This window comes from Shinella sp. HZN7, assembly GCF_001652565.1.
GTDB classification, from domain to species: domain Bacteria; phylum Pseudomonadota; class Alphaproteobacteria; order Rhizobiales; family Rhizobiaceae; genus Shinella; species Shinella granuli.
In genome coordinates this window covers 1,224,841-1,248,655 of record NZ_CP015736.1, presented here as the reverse complement: position 1 = coordinate 1,248,655, position 23,815 = coordinate 1,224,841, and the positions used below count along the sequence as shown (strand labels likewise).

The 23,815-nt window shown below is 62.3% G+C and carries 23 protein-coding genes, 1 tRNA gene and 1 pseudogene; 11 read left to right on the top strand and 14 right to left on the bottom strand.

Going from position 1 to position 23,815, the window contains the following annotated elements; all coding sequences use genetic code 11:
- Positions 1–56: 56 nt before the first annotated feature.
- Entirely contained in the window at positions 57–1,022 is a 966-nt protein-coding gene (locus shn_RS05980; protein WP_064329584.1) for a glycerophosphodiester phosphodiesterase family protein, read from the top strand.
- A gap of 6 nt (positions 1,023–1,028) precedes the next feature.
- On the opposite strand, the gene era is transcribed toward shn_RS05980, so the two are convergent.
- The 8 genes from era to rpoZ form a co-directional block, all read right to left on the bottom strand.
- Positions 1,029–1,973: a GTPase Era gene (era, locus tag shn_RS05975; protein WP_064332470.1), complete on the bottom strand. Its 945-nt coding sequence runs from the start codon at positions 1,971–1,973 to the stop codon at positions 1,029–1,031.
- A gap of 8 nt (positions 1,974–1,981) precedes the next feature.
- A complete protein-coding gene (rnc, locus tag shn_RS05970) occupies positions 1,982–2,701 on the bottom strand; it encodes a ribonuclease III (protein ID WP_064329583.1) in 720 nt (239 codons plus the stop codon).
- Positions 2,698–3,468, bottom strand: a complete 771-nt coding sequence (gene lepB, locus shn_RS05965; protein ID WP_162852970.1) for a signal peptidase I — start codon at positions 3,466–3,468, stop codon at positions 2,698–2,700. Before lepB ends, rnc begins: the two co-directional genes overlap by 4 nt.
- A gap of 225 nt (positions 3,469–3,693) precedes the next feature.
- Positions 3,694–4,104, bottom strand: coding sequence for a holo-ACP synthase (gene acpS / locus shn_RS05960; RefSeq protein WP_064329582.1), 411 nt, complete (start codon positions 4,102–4,104; stop codon positions 3,694–3,696).
- Positions 4,101–4,694 (bottom strand): DUF2062 domain-containing protein, encoded by a 594-nt coding sequence (locus shn_RS05955; protein WP_064329581.1) that lies wholly within the window; start codon positions 4,692–4,694, stop codon positions 4,101–4,103. The genes acpS and shn_RS05955 overlap by 4 nt, the downstream gene beginning before the upstream one ends.
- Before the next feature lie 105 nt (positions 4,695–4,799).
- Positions 4,800–4,952 carry a DUF3563 family protein gene (locus shn_RS34795; RefSeq protein ID WP_064496053.1) on the bottom strand — a complete coding sequence of 51 codons (153 nt, stop codon included), beginning with the start codon at positions 4,950–4,952 and terminating at the stop codon, positions 4,800–4,802.
- Positions 4,953–5,121: 169 nt separating this feature from the next.
- Positions 5,122–7,353 carry a bifunctional (p)ppGpp synthetase/guanosine-3',5'-bis(diphosphate) 3'-pyrophosphohydrolase gene (locus shn_RS05950; protein WP_064329580.1) on the bottom strand — a complete coding sequence of 744 codons (2,232 nt, stop codon included), beginning with the start codon at positions 7,351–7,353 and terminating at the stop codon, positions 5,122–5,124.
- A 187-nt stretch (positions 7,354–7,540) separates the two neighbouring features.
- Entirely contained in the window at positions 7,541–7,945 is a 405-nt protein-coding gene (gene rpoZ, locus shn_RS05945) for a DNA-directed RNA polymerase subunit omega (RefSeq protein WP_064329579.1), read from the bottom strand.
- Positions 7,946–8,356: 411 nt separating this feature from the next.
- On the opposite strand from rpoZ, the gene shn_RS05940 reads away from it, so the two are divergent.
- On the top strand, positions 8,357–8,932 hold the full coding sequence (locus shn_RS05940; protein WP_064329578.1) for an NYN domain-containing protein: 576 nt from the start codon (positions 8,357–8,359) through the stop codon (positions 8,930–8,932).
- A gap of 230 nt (positions 8,933–9,162) precedes the next feature.
- Positions 9,163–9,639 (top strand): hypothetical protein, encoded by a 477-nt coding sequence (locus shn_RS05935; protein WP_133033201.1) that lies wholly within the window; start codon positions 9,163–9,165, stop codon positions 9,637–9,639.
- 127 nt (positions 9,640–9,766) lie between these two features.
- Here the strand turns inward: shn_RS05935 and smpB are convergent, their stop codons facing one another.
- Together smpB and dapA are read right to left on the bottom strand one after the other, a co-directional pair.
- A complete protein-coding gene (smpB, locus tag shn_RS05930) occupies positions 9,767–10,246 on the bottom strand; it encodes an SsrA-binding protein SmpB (protein WP_064329576.1) in 480 nt (159 codons plus the stop codon).
- 1 nt (position 10,247) lies between these two features.
- Positions 10,248–11,132, bottom strand: a complete 885-nt coding sequence (gene dapA / locus shn_RS05925) for a 4-hydroxy-tetrahydrodipicolinate synthase (RefSeq protein ID WP_064329575.1) — start codon at positions 11,130–11,132, stop codon at positions 10,248–10,250.
- Positions 11,133–11,455: 323 nt separating this feature from the next.
- Here dapA and shn_RS05920 point away from each other — a divergent pair, with 323 nt between their 5' ends.
- The 3 genes from shn_RS05920 to shn_RS05905 all read left to right on the top strand — a co-directional run bounded on the left by shn_RS05920 (position 11,456) and on the right by shn_RS05905 (position 15,974).
- Positions 11,456–13,525, top strand: a complete 2,070-nt coding sequence (locus shn_RS05920) for a lytic transglycosylase domain-containing protein (protein ID WP_084437818.1) — start codon at positions 11,456–11,458, stop codon at positions 13,523–13,525.
- Positions 13,526–13,811: 286 nt separating this feature from the next.
- A protein-coding gene (locus shn_RS05910) for an IS3 family transposase (protein WP_145925838.1) occupies positions 13,812–15,031 on the top strand; the annotation gives its coding sequence in 2 pieces (ribosomal slippage) (positions 13,812–14,148 and positions 14,148–15,031; 1,221 coding nt in all).
- A gap of 67 nt (positions 15,032–15,098) precedes the next feature.
- A complete protein-coding gene (locus shn_RS05905) occupies positions 15,099–15,974 on the top strand; it encodes an alpha/beta fold hydrolase (RefSeq protein ID WP_064329574.1) in 876 nt (291 codons plus the stop codon).
- A gap of 142 nt (positions 15,975–16,116) precedes the next feature.
- Here the strand turns inward: shn_RS05905 and shn_RS05900 are convergent, their stop codons facing one another.
- The 3 genes from shn_RS05900 to shn_RS05890 form a co-directional block, all read right to left on the bottom strand.
- The gene (locus tag shn_RS05900; protein WP_064329573.1) at positions 16,117–17,157 is read right to left on the bottom strand and encodes a porin; all 1,041 of its coding nucleotides are present in this window, start codon (positions 17,155–17,157) and stop codon (positions 16,117–16,119) included.
- Between the two features lie 73 nt (positions 17,158–17,230).
- Entirely contained in the window at positions 17,231–18,199 is a 969-nt protein-coding gene (locus shn_RS05895) for a site-specific integrase (protein WP_064332467.1), read from the bottom strand.
- Between the two features lie 169 nt (positions 18,200–18,368).
- A complete protein-coding gene (locus tag shn_RS05890; RefSeq protein WP_064329572.1) occupies positions 18,369–19,448 on the bottom strand; it encodes a porin in 1,080 nt (359 codons plus the stop codon).
- A gap of 797 nt (positions 19,449–20,245) precedes the next feature.
- Between shn_RS05890 and shn_RS05885 the strand changes: the two genes are divergently transcribed.
- Together shn_RS05885 and shn_RS05880 are read left to right on the top strand one after the other, a co-directional pair.
- Positions 20,246–20,335, top strand: a tRNA-Ser gene (locus tag shn_RS05885).
- Between the two features lie 350 nt (positions 20,336–20,685).
- Complete coding sequence (locus shn_RS05880; RefSeq protein ID WP_084438284.1) at positions 20,686–21,018, top strand: AlpA family transcriptional regulator; 333 nt, start codon at positions 20,686–20,688, stop codon at positions 21,016–21,018.
- A gap of 126 nt (positions 21,019–21,144) precedes the next feature.
- On the opposite strand, the gene shn_RS05875 is transcribed toward shn_RS05880, so the two are convergent.
- Positions 21,145–21,354, bottom strand: a complete 210-nt coding sequence (locus shn_RS05875; RefSeq protein WP_064329571.1) for a hypothetical protein — start codon at positions 21,352–21,354, stop codon at positions 21,145–21,147.
- A gap of 1,150 nt (positions 21,355–22,504) precedes the next feature.
- On the opposite strand from shn_RS05875, the gene shn_RS05865 reads away from it, so the two are divergent.
- The 3 genes and pseudogenes from shn_RS05865 to shn_RS37580 all read left to right on the top strand — a co-directional run.
- Positions 22,505–23,173, top strand: a complete 669-nt coding sequence (locus tag shn_RS05865) for an SOS response-associated peptidase (RefSeq protein WP_064329569.1) — start codon at positions 22,505–22,507, stop codon at positions 23,171–23,173.
- A gap of 98 nt (positions 23,174–23,271) precedes the next feature.
- Complete coding sequence (locus tag shn_RS37585) at positions 23,272–23,415, top strand: DUF982 domain-containing protein (protein ID WP_145925877.1); 144 nt, start codon at positions 23,272–23,274, stop codon at positions 23,413–23,415.
- Positions 23,416–23,468: 53 nt separating this feature from the next.
- A pseudogene (locus shn_RS37580) lies at positions 23,469–23,513 on the top strand (hypothetical protein); the annotation flags it as partial.
- Positions 23,514–23,815 lie beyond the last annotated feature (302 nt).

The window sequence follows — 23,815 nt, the reverse complement described above, 5'->3', positions numbered from 1 at the left end:
TTGCCGTCTCTCCTGCGAGCCCCTATCCCTGTTCCCGGGACCGCAGGAGGACTTTTATGCGAAACGCGCCGATCTTCATTCTGGGCTTCGCCCTGCTCATCTGGTCCTTCAACAGTTCGCTGATCGCCAGCGCGCCGGAGGGCGCAACGAAGCTGATGGCCCATCGCGGCGCGCACCAGACCTTCAGCCATGAAGGGATCGACGACGACACCTGCACGGCAAGCCTCATCGACCCGCCCAGGCACGATTTCCTGGAAAACACCGTCGCCGGCATGCAGGCGGCCTTTGCCGCGGGCGCCGAGGTCGTCGAGATCGACGTGCACCTGACGCCCGACAAAAAATTCGCCGTCTTCCACGACTGGACGCTCGACTGCCGGACGGACGGCCAGGGCGTGACCGAAGAGACGGACAGCGCCACGCTGAAGACGCTCGACATCGGCTACGGCTATACGCCCGACGGCGGCAAGACCTACCCGTTCCGCGGCAACGGCGTCGGGCAGATGCCGATGCTGGAAGACATGTTCGCCGCCGATCCGGCCGGCAAGCTGCTGATCAACTTCAAGAGCCGGCGGGCGGAGGAAGGCGAGGCGCTGGCCGCGCTGCTGGCGGCCAATCCAGCCTGGAAGGACAAGGTCTTCGGCATCTATGGCGGGGCGGAGCCGACGGACGCGGCGCTCGCCGCGGTGCCAGGCCTCAAGGGCTACACGAAGACCTCGGTGAAGGCCTGCCTGCTGCGCTATTTCGGCACGGGCTGGATCGGCTATGTGCCGGAGGCCTGCCGCAACACGCTGGTGCCGGTGCCGAGCAACTACGCCTTCCTGTTCTGGGGCTGGCCGAACCGCTTCCTGACGCGCATGAAGGACGCCGGCAGCGACGTGGTCCTCATCGGCCCCTATACCGGCGGCAGCACGGTCGGCATCGACACGGCCGGGCAGGTGGAGGACCTGCCGGAAGACTTCCCCGGCTATGTCTGGACGAACCGCATCCTGGAGATCGGCCCCGCCGTCAAGGCACGGCCGTAAGCCCCGTCACGAGGTCGGGAAGTCGAGGCCCATCTCGCGGAAGCGGGCGGGGTCGTCGCCCCAGTTCTCACGCACCTTCACGAAGAGGAAGAGGTGCACGGGCTGTTCGAGGATTTCCGACAGCTCCTTGCGCGAGGCCATGGAGATGGCCTTGATCGCCTCGCCGTTCTTGCCGAGCGCAATCTTCTTCTGGCTGTCGCGCTCGACATAGATCACCTGCTCGATGCGCACCGAGCCGTCCTTGCGCTCCTCCCACTTCTCCGTCTCGACATGCGAGGAATAGGGAAGCTCCTGGTGCAGGCGCAGGAAAAGCTTCTCGCGGGTGATTTCCGCCGCGAGCTGGCGCATCGGCAGGTCGGAGATCTGGTCTTCCGGATAATACCACGGGCCTTCGGGGAGCGCGGCGGCAAGATAGTTCATCACATCCTCGCAGCCCGAGCCGTTCAGCGCCGAGATCATGAAGGTGCGCTCGAATTTCACGACTTCATTCGCCGCTGCGGTAAGCTTCAGCAGGTCTTCCGGATTGACGCGGTCGACCTTGTTGAGGACGAGGATCTTCGGCTGGTGGACCTCTTTCAGCCCCTCCAGGATCGCCTCGGCGTCGCCCTTGAGGCCCCGCTCGCTGTCGATCAGGAACATGATGACGTCGGCGTCCTTCGCCCCGCCCCAAGCGGTCGTGACCATAGCGCGGTCGAGCCGGCGGCGCGGCTTGAAGATGCCGGGCGTGTCCATGAAGACGATCTGCGCATTGTTGTGGATGGCGATGCCGCGCACGATGGCGCGCGTCGTCTGCACCTTGTGGCTGACGATCGACACCTTGGCGCCGACGAGACGGTTGACCAGCGTCGACTTGCCGGCATTGGTCGCGCCGATGAGCGCGACGAAGCCCGAATGGGTCGGGCCCTCGCCGCTCGTGCTGCCTTCGGCGGGGTTGTTCTGTTCTTCGCTCATGATATCCGTCAATCCGTGGCTTGGCTTTTCGGCCAGACGCCTTCGCGTTCCAAAATCTTTGTCGCGGCCACCTGTTCGGCGGCCCGTTTCGAGCGGTCGATGCCGGTTTCCGGCGCGACGCCCCGGATCTCCACCGTCACGGTGAAGCGGGGATCGTGGTCCGGCCCCGAGCGCTCGTCCACCCGGTAGTTCGGCGTCACGCCGAACCTGGCATGCGCCCATTCCTGCAATTCGGTCTTGGCATCGCGCCGCGCGCCTTCCGCGCGGGCGGCCCTGCCCTCCCAGTTGGAGAGGATGAAACCCCGCGCCGCCTCCAACCCGCCGTCGAGATAGATCGCGGCGATCAGCGACTCTACCACATCGGCCCGCACATTCAGCATGGCTTTTCCGGTGAGCTTCTTCACGTCCGCGCCGGTGCGGATGAAGCGGTGCAGGCCGAGGTCATCGGAGACCGCCGCACAGCTTTCCGCGCTGACGAGCTGGTTCAGGCGGACCGAAAGCTCGCCCTCCTTCGCCTCGCGAAAGGTGCGGAACAGCATTTCGGCGACGCACAGGCCGAGCACGCGATCGCCGAGGAATTCCAGCCGCTCGTAATTGCTGCCCTTGCCGGGCCGGGCGCTGGCATGGGTGATCGCCCGGTCGAGACGGTCCTTGTCGGTGAAGACGTAGCCGATCAGCTCTTCGAGAGCCTTGCGGTTGACGTCGTTCAGCGGAATGGCGCCCTTCATTCAACGACCTTGAACAGGCGGTCCCAGCGCAGGTTCGTCGGCCATTTCCAGACCTCGCTGAAGGATGTGTCGTTGCCGAGCGAGAAGAAGATCAGGCTGGCGCGGCCGATCAGGTTTTCAGCCGGAACGAAGCCGACGTCGAAGCGGCTGTCGGCCGAGTTGTCGCGGTTGTCGCCCATCATGAAATAGTGGCCTTCCGGCACGATGAACTCGCGCGTGTTGTCGCCGACGGTGCCGGGACGCGTGTCCAGCGTGTCGTAGGCAACGCCATTGTCCATGGTCTCGCGGAAGACCGGCACGTCCTCGCCGGTGTCGTACTGGTCATCGGCGCGGAAGAAGCCGTTGTGCTCGCGCTTGACCGGCACGCCGTTCACGAAAAGCTCGCTGTCGCGCACCTGGATGCGGTCGCCCGGCAGGCCGACGAGGCGCTTGATGTAGTCGATGTCGGGGTTCGGCGGGAAGCGGAAGACGACGATGTCGCCGCGCGTCGGCTCGCTCGCGAAGATGCGGCCGGAGAACAGGTTCGGCGAGAACGGCAGCGAATATTTCGAATAGCCGTAGGAGAACTTGTTGACGAAGAGATAATCGCCGACGAGCAGGGTCGGCATCATCGATCCGGAAGGAATGGTGAAGGGCTGGAAAAGCACGGTGCGGATCACGACGGCGAGCAGCAGCGCCTGGATGATTACCTTGACATTTTCCCACAGGCCGCCTTCGGCCTTCTCAGTCTTCTCTGCCACGCCGGATCTGTCCTTATCTGCAAACATGGGGCCCTCTATAGAGGAAAGGTTGCCTGTTGGAAATCGTGTCGGCCAAAAAGTCGCCGGTGCCGGTTGTCCGAGCTCCCGCTGCCGGCAAAAGCCGCCAACCCCTCCTCCGTCATGGTGGGGCTTGACCCGACCATCCACAGCCGCGGGTGCCGCGTGGATCCTCGGGGCGTGCCCGAGGATGGCGTCGGTGGGTGGGCAAGGTTCGTCAGCAAATCGCGCCCCTTATCCCGGCGTTCCGACCGGCAGCGCCTCGATGATCACGAAAGCTTGAGCGAGCGGGAAGTCGTCCGTGATGGTGATGTGGATGCGCGCCTCGTGGCCCGCGGGCATCATCTGCTTCAGCCGCTCCAGCGCGCCGCCGGTGAGCTTCATGGTCGGCTTGCCGCCCGGCAGGTTGACGACGCCCATGTCCTTCCAGAACACGCCCTGGGCGAGCCCCGTGCCGAGCGCCTTGGAACAGGCTTCCTTGGCGGCGAAGCGCTTGGCATAGGAGGCGGCGCGGTTCCTGCGCTTGTCGGACTTCGCCCGCTCGATCTCGGTGAAGCAGCGCTGCGTGAAGCGCTCGCCGAACCGCTCCAGCGACTTCTCCACCCGGCGGATGTCGATGAGGTCGCTGCCGATGCCGATGATCATAGGGATTTGTCTCCACGGGAAAGGACGGGGCTGGCCGCCGCAAGACCGGCGCGCTCCAGAAGACGCGCATGGCGGCGGGCCTTGAAGGAGCGCACGGCAAAGCGCGTAACGGCGTAGGCCAGCACGGCGGCGGCCGTGCCCAGAAGGCCGGCGCCGGCCAGCATGGGCTTCAGGACGGGCTGCCAGAGTTCGGACAGTTCCAGGTGCTCCAGCCGGTGAAAGAGTTCAGCGGCCGTCACCGCCTCGGCGGATTTTATGCCGAGCAGCGCCTCGCCGACGCGGAAGGTCGCGAGCGCGATGAGCGGAATGGTCAGCGGGTTGGCGATGGTGGTGGCGAGCGCGGCGGCGAGCAGGTTGCCGGCCATCAGATAAGCGAGCGCCAGCGCCAGGATGACATGAAAGCCGATGAGCGGCGTGAAGGCCGAAAAGGCGCCGGCCGCAACACCTGCGGCCACGGCATGCGGCGAGGCGGACAGGCGCAGAATGCGCTTGGCGAGATAGCGCGCCGGACGCGTGAAGCCCTTGCGCGGCCAGAAGAATTCGCGCAATCGGTCAAGCCAGCCGGCCTTCTTTCGGCGTCGGAACAACATGGCCCAGACATAGCCGATCCGTTAGTGGCATTTCAATGGCGCCCTCATGGCGCCACATAGGGCGGTCGCCGTGGCGCCGGAGGGGCGCCACACGGTTCCGCGGGCTTAGTAGGACTTGCGGAAGAGGCCGCGGTCGATCTGACGCTGGCGGTATTCCAGGTCGATCCGGTCGATGGCGCCATTGAGGTAGGCCATTTCGCGGTCTTCGGCGGTCGGGATGCGCAGGGCGCGGGTGAAATTCTTGATCTGCTTCAACATTGGTAAACCTCTTTCGGTTGACCTCCCGATGCAGAAGATAGGATCTCCACCCCAAAGACACCAGCGACACTATGCCAATACAGCTATGCAAGGCGCGCATAATGACTGGTCAAATCTTGGGCAAACCTGCCTTATTCAGGGCAGGATGCCACATTTTTGCATAGAACCGTCATGTGAAGACCCGGCTGATCGTCGAGACGCACTGGAGTTCCTTGAGCTGGCTCATCAGTTGGTTGAGCTGGCGCAGGTCCCAGACCTCCAGATCGATATGCACCTCTGTGAAGTCGGCCGCGACCCGCGTCATCGACATGGAGCGGATGTTGACGTCGCTGGTGGCGATCGTCTGGGTGACTTCGGCAAGCGTGCCCGGCTCGTTCAGCGCATTGATCATGATGCGCGCCATGAAGCGGGTGTTGTTCGCCTCGTCGAGGTCCCAGCGCACGTCGATCCAGCGCTCCGGCTCGTCGTCGAACTTCTGCAGTGCCGGCGACTGGATCGGGTAGATGGTGATGCCCTTGTCCTTTTCCATGATGCCGACGATGCGATCGCCCGGCACGGCGCCGCCGGCGGAGAAATGCACCTCGGCATTGCCGGAGAGGCCACGGATCGGCAGGGCCTCGGGGCCGGTCTCCTGGGCCGCGCCTTCGAGAGCCGCCTTGGTCTTGCCCGGCAGCTTGAACACCATGCCGGCGGCGCTGCGCATGTTGAACCAGCCGTCGTCGGAGCTCGGCTTCACCGTGACGCGCTCGTCCTGGTAATCCGGGAAGACGGCGCGCAGCACGTCGAGCGAGGAGAGCTCGCCGCGGCCGACCGCGGCGATGGCATCCTCCACCTCCTTCTGGCCGAGCCGGTGCAGCACGGGCTTCAGGCCGTCGCGCGAGAAGGATTTGCCGGCGCGGTCGAAGGTGCGCTCCAGGATGCGGTAGCCGAGACCGGAATATTGCTTGCGCACGGCGGCGCGGGTGGCGCGGCGGATGGCGGCGCGCGCCTTGCCGGTGACGACGATCTCCTCCCAGGCCGGCGGCGGCACCTGGATGCCCGAGCGGATGATCTCCACCTCGTCGCCGTTGCTGAGGCGGGTGACGAGCGGCATGATGCGGCCGTTGATCTTCGCGCCGACGCAGGTATCGCCGATATTGGTGTGCACCGCATAGGCAAAGTCGATCGGCGTCGCCCCGCGCGGCAGGGTGATGAGCTGGCCCTTCGGGGTGAAGGTGAAGACCTGGTCCTGGAAGAGCTCCAGCTTGGTGTGTTCCAGGAATTCCTCGGGATTGTCGCCTTCCGCCAGCGATTCGATCGTCCGGCGCAGCATGGCATAGGCGTTGGAGCGGGGCGAACGCGTGCGCTCGTCGCCGTTCACCACTTCCTTGTCCTTGTAGAGCGAATGGGCGGCGATGCCGTATTCGGCGATCTCGTGCATGCGCTTGGTGCGGATCTGCAGCTCGATGCGCTGGCGCGACGGACCGACGATGGTCGTGTGGATCGACTGGTAGTCGTTCTGCTTCGGCGTCGAGATGTAATCTTTGAACCGGCCGGGCACGACGCGCCAGCGCGTGTGCACGATGCCGAGCGCCGCATAACAGGCGGGAATGTCGTCGACGAGGATGCGGAAGGCGTAGACGTCGGAAAGCTGCTCGAAGGACAGCGACTTCGACTGCATCTTGCGGAAGACCGAATAGGGCGTCTTCTGCCGGCCCTTGACGAGAGCGTCCGGCAGGCCGTTCACCACCAGCAGCTCGCGCAGCTCGTCCTCGATCTTGCGGATCAGGCCCTCGTTGCGCTGGGAAAGGTCCTCCAGCTTGCGGGTGACGGTGTCGAAGGCTTCCGGGTTGATGTGGCGGAAGGAGAGGTTTTCCAGCTCCTCGCGCATGTCCTGCATGCCCATGCGGCCAGCGAGCGGCGCATAGATGTCCATCGTCTCCTCGGAGATGCGGGCGCGCTTTTCCGGCGTCATGTGGTCGAGCGTGCGCATGTTGTGCAGCCGGTCGGCGAGCTTGACGAGGAGCACGCGCACGTCATCGGAAATGGCGAGCAGGAGCTTGCGCAGGTTTTCCGCCTGCTTGGCCTTCTTGGAGACGAGATCGAGCTTCTTGATCTTGGTGAGGCCTTCGACCAGCGTGCCTATATCCTCGCCGAACAGCTCGTCGATCTCGGCACGCGTCGCACTCGTGTCCTCGATCGTGTCGTGCAGCAGGGCGACGGCGATCGTCGATTCGTCGAGGCGCATGTCCGTGAGAATGGCGGCGACTTCGAGGGGATGCGAAATGTAGGGGTCGCCGCTCGCCCGCTTCTGCTGCCCGTGCTTCTGCATGGCATAGACATAGGCCTTGTTCAGCAGGGCCTCGTTGGCATCCGGCTTGTATTTCTGAACCCGTTCGACGAGTTCATATTGACGCATCATTCTCGGTCGGCTCCCTCCCCGGCGCGGCGGGGCAAAAAAAAGTGCGCCCCGACCTTAAGAGGGGCGCACCGGCATCCGCAATATAAAAATAGGCAATAGGAATTAGGCAATAGCCAATAGGGATTGGCATGTCGGCCGTCTTGTGGGCGCAACGCCTACTGCCTACTGCGCACTGCCTGCCCCGGCATCAATAATCGTCGCTCTTTTCCGGCGGCACGAGGCCTTCGATGCCGGCCAGCAGCTCTTCTTCCGACATGCGGTCGAAGGCGATGGTTTCCGGCTGATCCTCGTCCTCCTCGATCGCAGCGATGCCGGAAGCGGCATCGGCGACCAGGCTTGCCGGATCGGGCTCGGGCTCGTCGACTTCCACATGCTTCTGCAGCGAGTGGATCAGGTCTTCCTTGAGGTCGTCGGGCGAAAGCGTCTCGTCGGCGATCTCGCGCAGCGCGACGACGGGGTTCTTGTCGTTGTCGCGGTCGATGGTGATGGCGGCGCCCTGCGAGATGAGGCGGGCGCGATGGCTTGCAAGGAGAACCAGCTCGAAGCGGTTGTCTACCTTGTCAATGCAATCTTCAACGGTGACACGGGCCATTGCCTGTCCTTTGTGATCGAGAATTTCATGAGTTTGCATGCCCGATACAGGCAATGGAAGGCAAATTCAAGTTTTTCCTTCCCCGTGCCGCTGCGGCGCGTGTCGTAAGGCTGCCCATGTAACTTCTGATTTAGCCCTCACGTTACGGAAAGTAAAAGGCCGAAATATCGGACAAATAGGATAAAGCGCGGGAACTATTCCCCAATTCCGGAGGACCCGAATTTGCTGAAACGATGCCGGAGGGAAAAATCGCCTTCGCAACCTAGATTTGCTTGGAAAGCCGGGCCCTCTGCCCTAAATGAAGATTATATGAAAAAGAGTTAATTCAACCGGATAGTGCATCCGGCCACCTCGGCACTTGGCCAAAACCCAACCGTTTACATCAACTTCTATTTAAAAGGATTTCGCAGTATGTTCGACCCCCGCGAGAAAATCGCCCTCTTCATCGACGGTGCAAATCTCTATGCGGCTTCCAGGACACTCGGGTTCGACATCGACTACAGAAAGCTCCTGAAGGCCTTCCAGAAGCGCGGCTATCTGCTGCGCGCCTATTACTACACGGCGCTGATCGAAGACCAGGAATATTCCTCCATCCGCCCGCTGATCGACTGGCTCGACTACAACGGCTACAAGGTCGTCACGAAGCCGGCCAAGGAATTCACCGACTCGCTCGGCCGCCGCAAGATCAAGGGCAACATGGACATCGAACTGGCCATCGACGCGATGGAACAGTCCGAAACCGTCGACCACCTCGTCATCTTCTCCGGCGACGGCGATTTCACCACGCTCGTCGAGGCGCTGCAGCGCCGCGGCCGCAAGGTCTCCGTCGTCTCGACCATGCAGACGCAGCCGCCGATGATCGCCGACGACCTGCGCCGCCAGGCCGACTATTTCATCGATCTCGGCTCGCTGAAGGCCGAGATCGGCCGCGATCCGTCCGAGCGCCCGCAGCGCGCCGTGGAGCCGGTGGAGAATGTCGCCGATTGAGGCGATCTTGCAGGCCTGCCTGCCTCTCCTTCGTCGTGGTCGGGTTCGCCCCGACCATCCATGCTCCGGGTGCGGCTGTGGATTCCATGAGGGCAAAGTCCCCGAAAACCAGGCTTCTCAAGCTTTCCTTAAACATTGAATCAAATTCCCCCGCCGGGTCTTAAGGTTCTTCAAGACTCCCCTGCTATTCCCGATACCGGACAGTCATTTCGCATTGGGACATCGGCACGATGGTGGACGCAGTATCGCTTTCGGCAAACAGCTACCGGGGAGCATCGGGCACGCTCGACATGCGCGCACCGGCCATGGCGGCGGAAACCCGCCCCGCGGTGTCCGCCCTCGCCGCGCTTGCCGCGCCGCAGCCGGTCACCCAGGTCTCGACCCCATCCGACATCGCCGAGGAGATCGGCGACCTCGGCTTCCTCTACACGTCGAACGGGCTGCCGGGCGTCTCCGCCCTGCCCTCCTACGCCGTTCCGCCCTCGCAGGCGGCGGCGGATGGGCGCGTCACCGGCGGCAGCAACCCGACCGCGCGCCTTGCCATCGACAGCAACGACCTCAACAGCCTGATGTCGAGCTTTCTGACCGCCCGCACGCCGAGCGCCAACCCGGCCGCCTCGCCGGACGTGCCCGCGGAGGTCGGCAACGAACAGCTTGCCCGCAGCGCGCGCCAGTCGGTCATCGCGCAGCTCTACAACCAGTTCTAGAGCATTTCCGCTTTTCTTCGAATCGCGAAAACGCTCTATCTGTTTGTTTTTACGCAATTTCGGACGCAAAACCGCTTCGCACTTTTGCTGGAATTGCTCCAGGGAAAGAAGCGGGGAAGAAGACGCCTCAGCCGCGGTCGCGCAGCAGGCGGCTCTTCTGGCGATTCCAGTCGCGTTCCTTCTCCGTCTCGCGCTTGTCGTGCAGCTTCTTGCCCTTGGCGAGCGCGAGTTCGAGTTTCGCCCGACCGGCATCGTTGAAGTAGATCTTCAGCGGCACCAGCGTCATGCCCTCGCGGTTGATCGCATTGCGCAGACGGTGGATTTCCCGCCGCGACAGCAGGAGCTTTCGCCGCCGGCGGGTCTCGTGGTTGAAGCGGTTGGCCTGCAGATATTCCGGCAGGTAGGAATTGATCAGCCAGATCTCGCCGCCCTCGTCCGAGGCGTAGGATTCCGCGATGTTCGCCTTGCCCTCGCGCAGCGACTTGACCTCCGTGCCGGTCAGAACAAGACCGGCCTCGTAGGTATCGATGATCTCGTAGTTGAAGCGGGCCTTCCGGTTCTCCGCCACAATCTTCTTGACCGTCGTCGGACGCGCTTTCGTCGCCATGTCAGTTCAAGAGGCCGGCGTGGCGAAGCGCCGCGTCGATGGCCGCCTCCGTGGCCGGCTCCAGCGCGGAAAGCAGCGGCGAACGGACGAAGCGGTTCATGCCGCGCGTACGGTTCAGCGCATATTTCGCGCCGCAGAGGCCGGGCTCGAGGAAGATCGCCTTGTGCAGCGGCATCAGCTTGTCCTGATATTCTAGCGCCGTTGCATAATCGCCGGCAAGCGTCGCCTGCTGGAACTCCGCGCACAGGCGCGGGGCGACATTGGCCGTCACCGAGATGCACCCCGTCCCGCCATGGGCGTTGAAGCCGAGCGCGGTCGCGTCCTCGCCGGAAAACTGGACGAATTCCTTGCCGCAGGTGATGCGCTGTTCGGAAACGCGCTCGATCTTGCCGGTCGCATCCTTGACGCCGACGATCGAGGGATGCGCCTTGTGAAGCGCGCCCATCGTCTCCGGCGACATGTCGACCACCGAGCGGCCGGGAATGTTGTAGATGACGATCGGCAGCTTCACGTTCTCGGCGACCGCCGCGAAATGCGCAAAGAGCCCCTTCTGCGTCGGCTTGTTGTAATAGGGCGTGACGACGAGGATGGCGTCCGCGCCCGCCTTTTCGGCGTGCTGGGCGAGGTCGATTGCTTCCTTCGTGTTGTTCGAGCCGGCGCCGGCGATCACCGGCACGCGGCCGGCCGCCACCTTGATGCAGAGTTCCACCACCCGTTTGTGCTCGTCATGCGACAGCGTCGGCGACTCGCCGGTCGTGCCGACCGGTACGAGGCCGTGGCTGCCTTCGCCGATCTGCCATTCGACATGCGCGGCAAAGGCGTCTTCATCGACGGCGCCGGCATCGGTGAACGGGGTGACGAGAGCGGGAAAGGATCCCTTGAGCATCGAGAACTCCTGAGGCCAGAGCCGCCCGTGGGCTTACATGCTTTGGCCGTATTCCGTGGTTAAAAACGCCCGCACAATAATCATGTGACAGTCTTGCGGCAAGCGGCGCGAGGGGCGTTTTTCATGCATGATCAAGGCGGAAGGGCGGCGGATGCGCGAATATTCGCCTCCTCTGATCCGTCGCCTGGAAAGCGGGCCCATTCACGGCTTGGTGAGCGCTGCGCTTAAGGTTTCGTTAAGGCAACAAAGGGTTAATTGATTGTCAAGGATCCGGCGGAAAATGACGTTCGCAACGCGCCGCCGGCCAGGCACCGGGATATGACATGATCTCGAGAAACAGTTTCGCCCTTTGCGCCTTGCTCCTTGCCGGTGTGGCCGGCCTTGCGCTGCGCTCCTCGCCCGTCGAGGCGGACAATAGCGTCGTTCCGGCGATGAAGCCGCTCGGCTTTGCCGCGGACATGCCGTCGAAGGACATCATCACCAATGCCATTCCGCGCGCGGACAGCCTGGAGCCGGCAAGCGCGGAACTGCGCAAAGGGCTCGATGCGCTTTCCAACCGCGACGCGGCCACCGCCCTTGCCGCCCGCAACCGCCTACCCAAGGACAGCCTCGACCGGCATATCCTGACCTGGGCGATCGCCGTTTCCGGCCAGCGCGGCGTGCCCTCCTGGGAAATCGCCGCCGCGCAGAACGAATTGAAGGGCTGGCCGGGCCTGAAGGCGCTGCGCGCCCATTCCGAACGGGCGCTCGCCCGCGAAAACCCGCCGAGCGCCGACGTCATCGCCGCCTTCGGCACGACGCGTCCGGAAACGGCCGAAGGGGCCATCGTGCTCTGCCGCGCGCTCGTTGCAGGCGGCAACACGGCGCGCGCCGGCGAGGTGCTGCGATCCTTCTGGCGGAAGGAGACGCTTTCCAAGGATATCGAGACGAAGATTCTCGATGAGTTCGGCGCGCTTCTGACCGAGGCCGACCACAAGTTTCGCATGGAGATGCTGCTCTATCGCGACCGCGCCGACCAGGCGCAGCGTTTCGGCGATCTCGGCAAGGCGCAGTCGCTCTACCGCGCCTGGGCGGCGGTCATCCGCAAGAACAAGACCGCGGGCGCGCTCATCAAGGCCGTCGATGCCAGTTGGCAGAAGGACCCGGCCTATACGTTCCTGCGCATCCGCCATCTGCGCAACAACGAGGAATATCGTGCGGCCGGAAAACTCTTCTCCGCCATGCCGGAGGATCCGGCGCGGCTGATCAATCCCGGCGCCTGGTGGAACGAGCAGCGCATCGTCAGCCGGGGCCTCGCCGATCTCGGCGATTTCCGCGATGCCTATCGCGTCGCGGCCCGGCACGGCGCGGACGAGCCGACCGACATCGTCGAGGCGGAGTTCCATGCCGGCTGGTATGCGCTGCGCGATCTCGACGATCCCAGGACCGCGGCCGGCCACTTCCAGCGCATCCTGCAGGTCTCCGACCGGCCGCTCTCCGTCTCCCGCGCCTGGTACTGGCTGGGACGGACGGCGGAAAAGGGCAATCCGGCGGAGGCAAGGGAGTATTTCACCAAGGCGGCGAACTTCCCCGGCACCTTCTACGGCCAGCTTGCCGCCGCGCGACTCGGCCGCACGGCGCTGAACGTCGCCTATCCGAAGCCGACCGTCGAGGAGCGCGCCCGCTTCAACCAGCGCGAGGCGGTGCAGGCGATCGCCCGCCTGCAGGCCGCCGGCCACGGCTGGCGTGGCGACAGCCTCTACCGGGCGCTCGCCGGCGAGCTGATGAGCCCGGGCGAACTTGCACTTCTCGCCGCGCAGGCGGAAAAGGGCGGCAACCACCAGCTTTCGCTGCAGATCGGCAAGATCGCCTTCGGGCGCGGCATCGATGTGGCGGCGCTGGCCTTCCCGATCGGCGTCATCCCCGACAGCGCCGACATTGCCGGTTCCGGCAAGGCGCTCGCCTATGCCATCGCCCGGCAGGAAAGCGCCTTCAACCCGGCCGCCGTCTCCCCCGCCAATGCGCAGGGCCTGTTGCAACTGATGCCCGGCACGGCGCAGGGCGTGGCAAAACGCCATGGCCTTGCCTATTCCAAGGAGCGGCTGACGACGGACGCCGCCTACAATGCCACGCTCGGCGCCCACTATCTCGGCGAGCAGATCAGCGATTTCGGCGGCTCCTATGTGCTGACCTTCATCGCCTACAACGCCGGCCCCCGCCGCGTGCCGCAATGGATCGCCCGCTATGGCGACCCGCGCGGCAAGCCGATCGACGAGGTCGTCGACTGGATCGAGCGCATCCCCTTTTCCGAAACCCGCAGCTATGTCCAGCGCGTGATGGAGAACTACCAGGTCTACAAGACCCGCCTTGGCCAGAAGGCCGATATCGTGCACGACCTCCGCGTCGGCCGCTGACGCGGCCGGCCACAGGCCCTGCCGACTGCACAGCCGCCGGCGCCTTTCGGCTTTTTTCCGAATCGCAAAGACGCCACCTTTCGTCTCGCTGCGATTGCCGGCGCGAAACCGACTCTTGTTCCTGCCGCATTATCCGGCACCGAAACGATACCGCTGCGGCGGGAAATGCTCTAGGCTGGCCTTCCTCTTCCCGCTCGGCGCGGTCCAGGCCCGAGCTGAATTAGCCCCCGAAAGGCCCGGACATGCTCCCCCACTTAGCTAAGTGGGTAGGAGTAATGTTGGTAATATGACTGGTAGCAATTTTAAGATGGAAGTTCTCTCCGGGCCGGAACGTCGGCGGCGCTGGAGCACGGCAGAGAAGCTGGCGATCATTCAAGAGACCTACGAGGCGGACGCAACGGTGAGCATCGTCGCGCGTCGGCACGGCATCCAGCCGAACCAGTTGTTCGCCTGGCGCAAGCTGGCATCCCAGGGAGCACTGACGGCGACGGCCGCCGAAGAGGAGGTCGTTCCGGCATCCGAATACCGGGCGCTTCAGGCCCAGGTTAAGGAGTTGCAACGCCTGCTGGGCAAGAAGACGATGGAGAGCGAAATCCTCAAGGAAGCCCTCGAAATCGCCGGTGGCCCAAAAAAACGGATGTTGCGCTCGATCTCTCTGCCGAGAGGGATTTTGGAATGAAGACCATCTGCGAAACCTTGGGTGTCGCCCGCTCGAATATCGCTGCGCGTGCCACGGGTTCCGCTTCCAGAGCCAGAGGACGGCCGCCACTCCCGGATCGGGAGCTGGTGGAAGAAATCAGGGCCGTCATTGCCGACATGCCCACCTACGGCTATCGGCGGGTCCATGCCATCCTGCGCCGGAATGCCCGGAAAGACGGGCGTTCGTGGCCCAACGCCAAGCGCGTCTATCGGGTCATGAAGCTGCACAACCTGCTTCTGGTGCGCCACACCGGAGCGGTCGATGATCGCCGCCACGATGGTCAGGTCGCTGTCGAACGCTCCAACATCCGATGGTGCTCGGACGGCTTCGAGATCGGCTGCGACAACAAGGAGAAGGTCCGTGTCGCCTTCGCCCTCGACTGCTGCGACCGTGAGGCAATCGCCCATGTCGCCACCACGGAGGGCATCAAGAGCCAGGACGTGCAGGACCTCGTGATCACCGCCGTCGAGAACCGCTTCGGTCGCATCAACATGTTGTCCGAGCCCATCGAATGGCTCACCGACAACGGTTCGTGCTTCGTCGCCAGGGATACCGCATCCTTGCTCCGCGACATCGGCATGGAGCCGTGCACGACGCCCGTGCGCAGCCCGCAATCGAACGGCATGGCCGAGGCCTTCGTCAAAACCTTCAAGCGCGACTACGTCGCGGTGAACCCCACCCCGGATGCCGAAACCGTCATCGCGCAACTGCCGCTCTGGTTCGAGCACTACAACAATCTTCACCCGCACAGTGCTTTAGGATATCAATCACCGCGCGAGTTCATCAGCTCGCAATCTCAAACCTGAGCATGTCCGGTCTTTTGGGGGCAACTCCACGAGCGTCCTTCCCCGTTGCCGAGGCGAGTGCACAGACATGGACGGATTCGAAAGCCGCTTCTTTTCCGCCGAGGACGGCGTGCTGCTGCATGCACGCGATTATGCACCGGCCACGGCCGGCGGCCGCCTGCCGCTCGTCTGCCTGCCCGGCCTCAGCCGCAACGCGCGCGATTTCCACCCGCTCGCCCTGCGCCTCGCGCGGGATGCCGCAGAGCCGCGCCGGGTCATCGCCCTCGATTATCGCGGGCGCGGCCTGTCTGGGCGTGAGGCCGATCCAGCCAGCTACAACGTCGCGGTGGAATGCCGGGACGCCCTCACCGTCCTGTCCGCCCTTGGCCTCACCCGCGCGCTCTTTGCGGGAACCTCGCGCGGTGGGCTGATCCTGCATGTCATGGCGGCCGTAGAACCCGGGTGCATTGCCGGCGCGATTCTCAACGATATCGGACCGCAAATCGAGGCGGACGGTCTCAGGGAGATCAACGACTATCTTTCGCGCACGAGCGCTCCCGCCAGTTTCGAGGCGGCGGCCGAAGGGCTCAAGGCCATTCACGGCGCCACCTTTCCCGCCCTTGCGCCCGCCGATTGGCACGACATGGCCGAAGCGATCTATGCCGAGCGGGATGGCCGGATCGTCGCCGACTTCGACCCGAGGCTGACCGACCAGTTGAAGGCCATCGACTTTTCAAAGCCGCTGCCGACGCTCTGGCCGCAGTTCGAGCTCCTGGCGAAAAAGCCGCTGCTCGTGGTGCGCGGCGAACGTTCCCGCCTGTTTTCCCGGCAGACGCTCGCCCGCATGGCCGCCCATGCCGCAACCGTCCAGACGCTGACCGCGCCGGGCCAGGGCCACGCCCCGCTCCTGCACCACGCCGATGTCTTCCCGTCGGTCAGGGCATTCCTCTCCGGCCTGGGCTGACCCCTACCCCGTTTCGCCGGATCCGCCCGCGCCTTTTGCAAGGCGTGGAGGAGGCGCGCGCATTCCGCAATCCAGCATCCTGAAACGAAAAAGACCCGGCTCGAAAGCCGGGTCTCCCATCACTGACAGATGTCAGATCAGATTAGAACGAACGCTGCAGACGGACGAAACCGCCCCAGGTGTCGTCGCCAGCGCCCTTGTTGCCAGCGCCGTTGTCGATGTCCGTGTACTGCAGGCTGACCTTGGTGGTCAGGTCCGTAACGATCGTGTAGTCGAGCGTTACGCCAGCGCGCCAGGCGTCGCGGCTGCCGCGGTAGTCGCCATTGGCGTTGTAGTCGATCGTGTTCCAGTACTGGAAGCCGGGGGTGATGGCCAGCTTGTCGGTCAGGTTAGCCTTGTACGAGGCAGCGACCGACCATTCGGAAGCGTCCCAGTAACGGTTTGCGCCCGACGACCAGACGACTGCGCCCTGCAGGGTGCCCGGACCGAGGTCAGCGGAAACGAGGCCGCGGATGTTGCCGTTTTCAGCGTCGAAGTCGTAGGAGCCGAGCAGGTCAACGCTGACAGCGCCGAACGAGCCGGTGACAACGCCGGAGATGCCGAGGTTGTCTTCGAAGCGCGACCAAGCCTTGTTGGCGAAGGACTCGAGAGCAACGGTAGCGGAGAAGGCGCCGCCTTCGTACTTGTACGAAATGGCGTTCAGCAGCGAGTTGCCGCCGATGAGGTTCAGGAAGCCGCCGTCGAGAGCGTCGGTCTCGCCGTTGATGCCCTTATCCCACTCGGTGTAGAAGTAACCGGCCTTGAAGCCGCCGAGCTGGATCCATGCGCCATCGAGGAAGACGTCCTGGTGGGAGTCAGCCTGGAGGTCGATGTGGCCGGTCAGCGTGCCGAGCTCGGTGTCGCTCTTGGCGTCGAGCGAGATGTAACCACGCGTACCAACGCGGTAGCCAGCGTCGTTGCCGACAACGTCATCCTGGAAATCAACCTGGAAACGGACGTAACCGCTGATCTGCAGGCAGGTTTCGGTGCCCGGAATGTAGAAGTAACCCGTGCCGAATGCGTCGCAAACGCGAACGTATTCCAGCGGCTCCGGCTCAGCGGCAACGATAGCGTCGGCGGCCTGGGCGCCGGATACTGCTGCGAGAGCGGCAGCGGAGCCGATGAGAAGGCTCTTGATGTTCATTTTCTGACCTCCAGTCAAAAAATGGAATTTTTCGTTTGGGATCAGAGTGCAGTTAGAACAGCGACTGGTGAGATTAGTCGTCGTATTCCCTACCGGGGGGCTGCGGTTGAGCAGCACGCTCGAGAATAGGAACGCACATGTCGAGGTCGTGCGACGCCAGGTGCGCATAGCGCATGGTCATCTGCAGGGTCTGATGACCCAGCCACGTCTGCACACGTCGCAAATCAACACCGCCCTGAACAAGTCGCGATGCGCAGGTGTGTCTGAGAACGTGAGGAACAACGTCATCGTCATGGCCGAGGCCGACCTCTTCCTTGGCCTTGTTCCATTCGGCACGGAATTGGGCCTGTTCGATCCCATAAAACGGACCGCGTTTTGCTCTGTCCGATGCTTTCAAAGCAGCCAGGGCTCGAGCAGTCAGGGGCACAGAACGGCTTTTGCCGGATTTCGTTATCCAGAAGGTCACCCGGCCTTTGCGGATGTCCTGCCACTGGAGCGATATGCCCTCCCCAAGTCGCGCGCCTGTATCAACAAGGAATATGCAGAAGCGACCGTAGAGTTCGTTACGGGCGGCGATCGCATTGAACAACCGTGCCTCCTCCTCGGGCTCAAGGAAACGGATACGGCCAGCCTTTTCCTTCTGGCGCTTGAACTCTGGCAGGCTATGAATGTCGCCCATCTTGTACGCTTTCCGCAGCAATTTGCTAAGCGCAGCCATCTTGCGATTGATGGTTGCGTTGCTGTTGCCGCGTTTGCGAAGTGAGGCGATAAGTTCGTCGACCATTTCGTCGGTAAAAACAGTGAATTCGCTACCAAGCCGGATTTCATCGAGCTCCAGGACGAATGATGTCACGTTGTATTTATGTGACCCTGGCTCCCAGAGAATGTCGACGTACCGCTTGAGCAACTCCTTCAAAGTGACGTGTTTCACCGCTCGGACAGAAGCGCCGAGCGAGAATTGATAGTGCAAGCTGTAGGCACCCGATGCGGGATGCCCGAAACTGCTGCTATCGTCGTCTTTCGCCGAACGAACCACAGTCATCTCGTAAAGCAAGTGTCTGTGGGCAGTGCCTCACATGACCCTCGGGCTTTTCAAGGGGAGACTGAATTGCCTTCAACTTTCGACAGTATATGCGGCAACTTGTGTGTCATAAACGCAACAGCCCGCAGCCTTCGGAGGCTGCGGGCTGTTTCATCCAACCAACGTCAGATTAGAACGAACGCTGCAGACGGACGAAGCCCGACCACCGGTCGCTGCCGTCACCCTTGACAGAACGGAGAGGGCCGTTTTCATCGATGTCGGTGTAGTTAACCGTAGTCTTCAGGGCCAGGTCAGTTACGATCGTGTAATCGAGCGTAACGCCAGCGCGCCAAGCGTCGCGGTCACCAATGTAGTCGCCGCCGAGGCCAGCGTGGTCGATCGTGCCCCAGTACTGGAAGCCGGGGGTGATTGCCAGCTTTTCAGAGATGTTAGCCTTGTACGAAGCAGCAACCGACCATTCGGAAGCATCCCAGTAACGGCTTGCGCCCGAAGACCAGACAGCAGCAGCCTGCAGCGTGCCCGGACCGACGTCAGCAGAAATGAGGCCACGAATGGCGCCCTGTTCAGCGTCGAAGTCGTAGGAGCCGAGCAAGTCAGCGCTGACGGCGCCGAACGAACCGGTGACAACACCCGAGATACCGAGGCCGTCTTCGAATTCAGCGAAGCCGTCACGGGCGTTGTTGAAGGATTCGAGAGCAACGGTAGCAGCGAAGGCGCCGCCTTCGTACTTGTACGATACGGCGTTCAGCAGCGTGTGACCGCCTGCAGCGCCGCCCAGAAGGCCAATGCCGTCGCCATCGAGCCAATCGGTCTCGCCGTTGATGCCCTTATCCCATTCCGTGTAGAAGTAACCAGCCTTGAAGCCGCCGAGCTGGATCCATGCACCGTCAAGGAACGTGTCCTGGTGCGAGTCGGCCTGAAGGTCGATGTGACCGGTCAGCGTGCCAAGCTCGGTGTCGCTCTTGGCGTCGAGCGAGAGGTAACCACGGGTACGAGCGCGGTAACCCCAGTCGTCACTGTTAATGCCAGCCGAATCTTCAGCAAAGTCTACCTGGAAACGGACGTAGCCGCTGATCTGCAGGCAGGTTTCGGTGCCCGGGATGTAGAAGTAACCCGTGCCGAATGCGTCGCAAACGCGAACATATTCCAGCGGCTCGGGCTCGGCAGCAACGATAGCGTCGGCAGCCTGGGCGCCGGATACTGCTGCAAGTGCAGCAGCGGAGCCGATAAGAAGGCTCTTGATGTTCATTTCTGACCTCCAGTCAAAAAGTTTCAAACGGGTCTGGGTTTTTTGCTGAAGGACAGCGTTCCCTGCCCCATCCCCAAGTTCAGGAAGCGGACGATCAACCGCCCCTGCTTCCGAAGGTGAAAATACAAGACGCGCCTCCGTAAGCAATCTCCAAACTGAAAGCAGGTCGGGTTTGTGTCAGCCTTCGCCCCGCGCTGTTGCGGAAAGGACACAAAATGGCCGGGCGGATCGCTAAAAGTTTATGGATCATTAACAAAAGGCCTTATGAAGCGGGCACTTAGCGAAGCGGATTTCCTCAATTCCCTTGCCATAGACCAGGCAAAAGAAGGGCAAGGACCGCCCTTTCCCGTGGCACGAAGACGATTTGCGCGCCGCCGCCCGCCCGCCGGAGACGCCGCGGCAGCCCGAACCGGAGGCCTGGACATCCGCTTTTCGCGTTTCGATTCGGGGAATCACGCGGCGGGTTTTCCGGCTCCAACGAGGCGGTTCGCCCGCCGGGATCATGGGCCTGGGAACAGGCCCTCCGACACGACCCTATATATAAGGTCGCAAACCTGCGACCCGGCCGTGCGCGAAAACGCCCTTTCGAACCCGCCCGCGCCGTGAATCACGCCTCGGAGCCGACGCCGCTGTCCGCCGGGCATCCCTTTCAGGAACGGCCTTGCGCGCAGGAGGCCGAATTCGGCAGCGCCGCCATCCGGCTTTCACCCCGAAGGCCCGGCGCTGTCATCAAAATGTGGGCGAAAAACAAAAAGGCCTTGCAATCGCAAGCTCTGCCGCATAGTGAAACCGCGAGCGGAGAGGTGGCCGAGTGGTCGAAGGCGCTCCCCTGCTAAGGGAGTATACCGGAAACGGTATCGAGGGTTCGAATCCCTTCTTCTCCGCCAGTTTCTTTTCCTAGAGCGTTGTAATCCATCATTAAACTGACGCCGGGAATTGGCCTTCCCCACACCTTTCCCCACTTCACATTTCCGTGATCAGTTTGACCGCTTGCTTTGGGTGAGCGATGATTCTCTAATTTCCACGCGTAGCGGATCTGGGCGCTTTCCCAACTTGATTAATTTTGATTGTTTTCAAGATGGCCTTCACGCGGGCATTCACTATCACCGAAAATGCCATCTGCCTCGTTTTGCGACTTGGTTCTAGCGGAAGAGAAAAGATGGATCGAGAGCTTCTACAGGATGTGGAAAAGGCGCTAACGGACTTGGTCAAGGCTCTAGCTCGACGAAGGGCGCGAATGGACGCCGAAGACGAAGCGAAGAGGCGAGCCGTGCCGCAATCGCCACCACCACCCAACCTGGCGCCTGAGGCGCCATCACTACAGCTCGGTCTCGAGTCTTTGCTCCGTATGCGTGAAGTCAAGGAGATAACGAAGTACAGCGCGGCGACTATCTACCGTAAGATCAAGGACGGGACGTTCCCTCGTCCAATTGGCCTGGGAGGCAAAGCCGTGCGTTGGCGGATGGCGGATGTGCAGCAATGGATGAGCGAGCTTCCGGTCCAGCCCGATTACACTGGCGCATACCGCCGGCTCTTGGGTTCGGCGAAGAGAAACAGCCGATCGAAATAGCCGCCGCGCTAGCATCACCCTCTTTGAGGCCCCGACCGCCACGCCTCGGCGTATAAATGTGCCCCACGGGCACATTACCGCCAGCGCTGATTTGGAAATCCACCCGGCTACCGGATGCGTCCATAGCTAGTGCTCCTCGCTCGTGGATGTGGCGGGGCCGATATCATTCACCAACAGGGCTTTGATCTCATCAGCGACCATCTTCGCCTGGGAGACGCCGAGATGCATTGCACTCGCGTCGTCAGAATCCTCTAGTGACCGTGCAGCTAATGCCAACAGACGGAGTTGGTCGCGGAGGCGGTTGATGTGGTCGTTCAGGTCGTTACGGTTAGCCATCGTTTTCTCCTGTCTCGACACTGGCGCCGCACATCCCCTCGCGCGCGTGCGCGTATTGCTCGCAGAACTCTGGCATCGCCTAGGCAATGCCGAGAATATGAAACTCTTCGACACTCGAATAAGCCCCCATTCTCACACGTCCACGATGCAAGCAGTCAACGTACTATCGCCGTAGACGAAAAAGGGGAGAGAAATGGCGAACCTATTAATCGTAAGAGCTTATCGAAATCAGCCGGGGCATGAACTCTTGGCACTTGTCCCAATCAATACTGCATCCGAAGTGCCGGATCAGGTTTTGGTGGACGAAGCAAAACGTAGGCTCGAATCGAGCTTCAGCGCTAGAGAGCTTGAGACACTGCTTTTCAAAGTCGAACACACTGGTCAGACGTGCTCGCGCACGCCTTCTCCGTGAGCCTGGTGAGCGCGCCGAATACCTCGTTGGGCTCCCATCCGGCTGATATTGCGTCGTCGACCAACTGGCGAAGTGGAAGGTCTAGCGCAAGTTCGCATTCAAGCGACCGGTCGCCTTGCACCGGCAGTTCTCTAGGCGGTGTTATCAAAGCCATAGGTATCAATCCTTTGCCCGCATCACCAATGCGGCTAGGGCGCAGCGGTTCCATCCATTGCGGAACGAAAGTGTTGCCTGCCCATTAGCCTTTAACCGAGGTCTTTATTGGAAGGTTAATCTATTGAAGAAACGGCACCGCATTTCGGCTGGCAGGCAGATATCGATTGCACTTGCAGTCGGAATGATCGGGCTGTTGCTGTTTATGAACGCCGTCGTAATCGCCTCGGCTCTTCAGGATTTCGGCTAACGCGCCTTACGAAACTAGGAACCGGTGGCCTACGATGCCGATCGACGCGTACCGGCACTATCTTGTCGGCCCGACGCCAGCGCCCTATCCTCCATCGCATGCCAATCACCGAACCTCGCGCGACCAGCAGCCAACAAGACCGGTTTCTCCAATGCGAAGAGGCGTTAGAGGCAGAATTCCAGGCGCTTGTCTGGAAGGCGATCAAGGCAGGATGGGATGAGGGCGAGGCCTGCGCGGCTATCGCCTCCCTGGCGGACCATCACATCCTGGCGATCGATTGCAACAACCGGACAAGCGTCTCGATCAGGAAGCTTCGAGACTGAGGGGGGAGGGATATGTGCGGCCGCTTCACGCAGATGCTGTCATGGCGGGAGCTCGTTTCGCTCTACCGCCTGACCGACAAGTATGTGATCCGCAACACCGAGGCGCGCTATAACATCGCCCCGACCCAGACCGTCCCGTTTGTCCGAATTGATGATGACGGCAACCAGGTCGTCGATGATGGCCGGTGGTGGCTCGTGCCTCACTGGGCCAAGGAGATGCCCAAGGCCGCGATGTTCAATGCGAGGATCGAGACCGTCGATACCGGGCCGGCTTTTCGGGACGCGTTCAAGTCGCGGCGCTGCTTGATCCCCGCAGATGGCTTCTACGAATGGACCAAGGCCAACGATGGCGGCAAGGACCCATGGCTTATCCAGATGCCGGGGGAGAAGCCCTTCGCCTTCGCCGGCCTTTGGGCGCACAACAGCAAACTCGACGTGACCAGCTGCACCATCATCACCGCGCCGGCAGTGGCACCTATTAGCCAGATCCACGACCGTATGCCCGTCATCCTCGATCCCGAGGTTTTCGAGGGGTGGCTGAACCCGGCCACTCCGAAGGAAAACCTCAAGGGCATCCTCACTCACCATATCGACGGCCAGATGCAGATGCACCGGGTCAGCCGTGACATCAACAGCTCTCGCTTTACTCAGCGACCAGCTCCTATCATAAATTCTCTCTAGGGGAACAACGTCTCCGGCTTTGCGTTCGCCGACACGTTCACTATATCTTTTCTACCTGCCCCGCTCCGGCGGGCCTTCGCTTTGGGCGCAGGAGAGCGATGAATTGCGGGTACTGGAACCCACCTGTAACGATCGACACATCCAAGCTGGGTCGAAATCAGTCGGTCTCCAGCGCCGCCGAAGCGGCCCTCATCTTGCTAGGAGAGTGGCCAGTCGATGAAGGCGACGCACTCGCACTGTAAAGTCCGTCTGCTTGCTGGCCCTATAGGGTAAGGCGCCGCCCCAAAAGGCGCGAGAGGCTTTTCTAGCGGCCGCAACTGAGGCGGGCTATTTGACATAGCTTGAACGACCCGGGATGCTATTCCAATCGGATGGGCTTGACTCTGCTCCCTGATCGGTTTGGATAACTGACATAGCTATACGGAGGGGAAGGGAGTGCGGATGGCGAAACCGAAAGCAGATAAATGAACGAGCTCGGAAAACGAATAGCCTATCTGTACTTTGCGGGGACCATCGTTCTCATACTCCTTCCCCTTCTCGCATTTTCGGGTGTCGCCCCCGTTTCCGCCGCGCATCCGCTTGTGGTGTTTGCCTCGCTCGCCGCGGCCGCGATGTTCGTTTGCGTGGGAGTCATCGTTCGGC

Excerpts from the sequence above, each read along its gene's own strand:
- shn_RS05980 (WP_064329584.1), top strand. The coding sequence starts at position 57 with ATGCGAAACGCGCCGATCTTCATTCTGGGCTTCGCCCTGCTCATCTGG.
- era (WP_064332470.1), bottom strand. The coding sequence starts at position 1,973 with ATGAGCGAAGAACAGAACAACCCCGCCGAAGGCAGCACGAGCGGCGAG.
- rnc (WP_064329583.1), bottom strand. The coding sequence starts at position 2,701 with ATGAAGGGCGCCATTCCGCTGAACGACGTCAACCGCAAGGCTCTCGAA.
- lepB (WP_162852970.1), bottom strand. The coding sequence starts at position 3,468 with ATGTTTGCAGATAAGGACAGATCCGGCGTGGCAGAGAAGACTGAGAAG.
- acpS (WP_064329582.1), bottom strand. The coding sequence starts at position 4,104 with ATGATCATCGGCATCGGCAGCGACCTCATCGACATCCGCCGGGTGGAG.
- shn_RS05955 (WP_064329581.1), bottom strand. The coding sequence starts at position 4,694 with ATGTTGTTCCGACGCCGAAAGAAGGCCGGCTGGCTTGACCGATTGCGC.
- shn_RS34795 (WP_064496053.1), bottom strand. The coding sequence starts at position 4,952 with ATGTTGAAGCAGATCAAGAATTTCACCCGCGCCCTGCGCATCCCGACC.
- shn_RS05950 (WP_064329580.1), bottom strand. The coding sequence starts at position 7,353 with ATGATGCGTCAATATGAACTCGTCGAACGGGTTCAGAAATACAAGCCG.
- rpoZ (WP_064329579.1), bottom strand. The coding sequence starts at position 7,945 with ATGGCCCGTGTCACCGTTGAAGATTGCATTGACAAGGTAGACAACCGC.
- shn_RS05940 (WP_064329578.1), top strand. The coding sequence starts at position 8,357 with ATGTTCGACCCCCGCGAGAAAATCGCCCTCTTCATCGACGGTGCAAAT.
- shn_RS05935 (WP_133033201.1), top strand. The coding sequence starts at position 9,163 with ATGGTGGACGCAGTATCGCTTTCGGCAAACAGCTACCGGGGAGCATCG.
- smpB (WP_064329576.1), bottom strand. The coding sequence starts at position 10,246 with ATGGCGACGAAAGCGCGTCCGACGACGGTCAAGAAGATTGTGGCGGAG.
- dapA (WP_064329575.1), bottom strand. The coding sequence starts at position 11,132 with ATGCTCAAGGGATCCTTTCCCGCTCTCGTCACCCCGTTCACCGATGCC.
- shn_RS05920 (WP_084437818.1), top strand. The coding sequence starts at position 11,456 with ATGATCTCGAGAAACAGTTTCGCCCTTTGCGCCTTGCTCCTTGCCGGT.
- shn_RS05905 (WP_064329574.1), top strand. The coding sequence starts at position 15,099 with ATGGACGGATTCGAAAGCCGCTTCTTTTCCGCCGAGGACGGCGTGCTG.
- shn_RS05900 (WP_064329573.1), bottom strand. The coding sequence starts at position 17,157 with ATGAACATCAAGAGCCTTCTCATCGGCTCCGCTGCCGCTCTCGCAGCA.
- shn_RS05895 (WP_064332467.1), bottom strand. The coding sequence starts at position 18,199 with ATGACTGTGGTTCGTTCGGCGAAAGACGACGATAGCAGCAGTTTCGGG.
- shn_RS05890 (WP_064329572.1), bottom strand. The coding sequence starts at position 19,448 with ATGAACATCAAGAGCCTTCTTATCGGCTCCGCTGCTGCACTTGCAGCA.
- shn_RS05880 (WP_084438284.1), top strand. The coding sequence starts at position 20,686 with ATGGACGCCGAAGACGAAGCGAAGAGGCGAGCCGTGCCGCAATCGCCA.
- shn_RS05875 (WP_064329571.1), bottom strand. The coding sequence starts at position 21,354 with ATGGCTAACCGTAACGACCTGAACGACCACATCAACCGCCTCCGCGAC.
- shn_RS05865 (WP_064329569.1), top strand. The coding sequence starts at position 22,505 with ATGTGCGGCCGCTTCACGCAGATGCTGTCATGGCGGGAGCTCGTTTCG.
- shn_RS37585 (WP_145925877.1), top strand. The coding sequence starts at position 23,272 with ATGAATTGCGGGTACTGGAACCCACCTGTAACGATCGACACATCCAAG.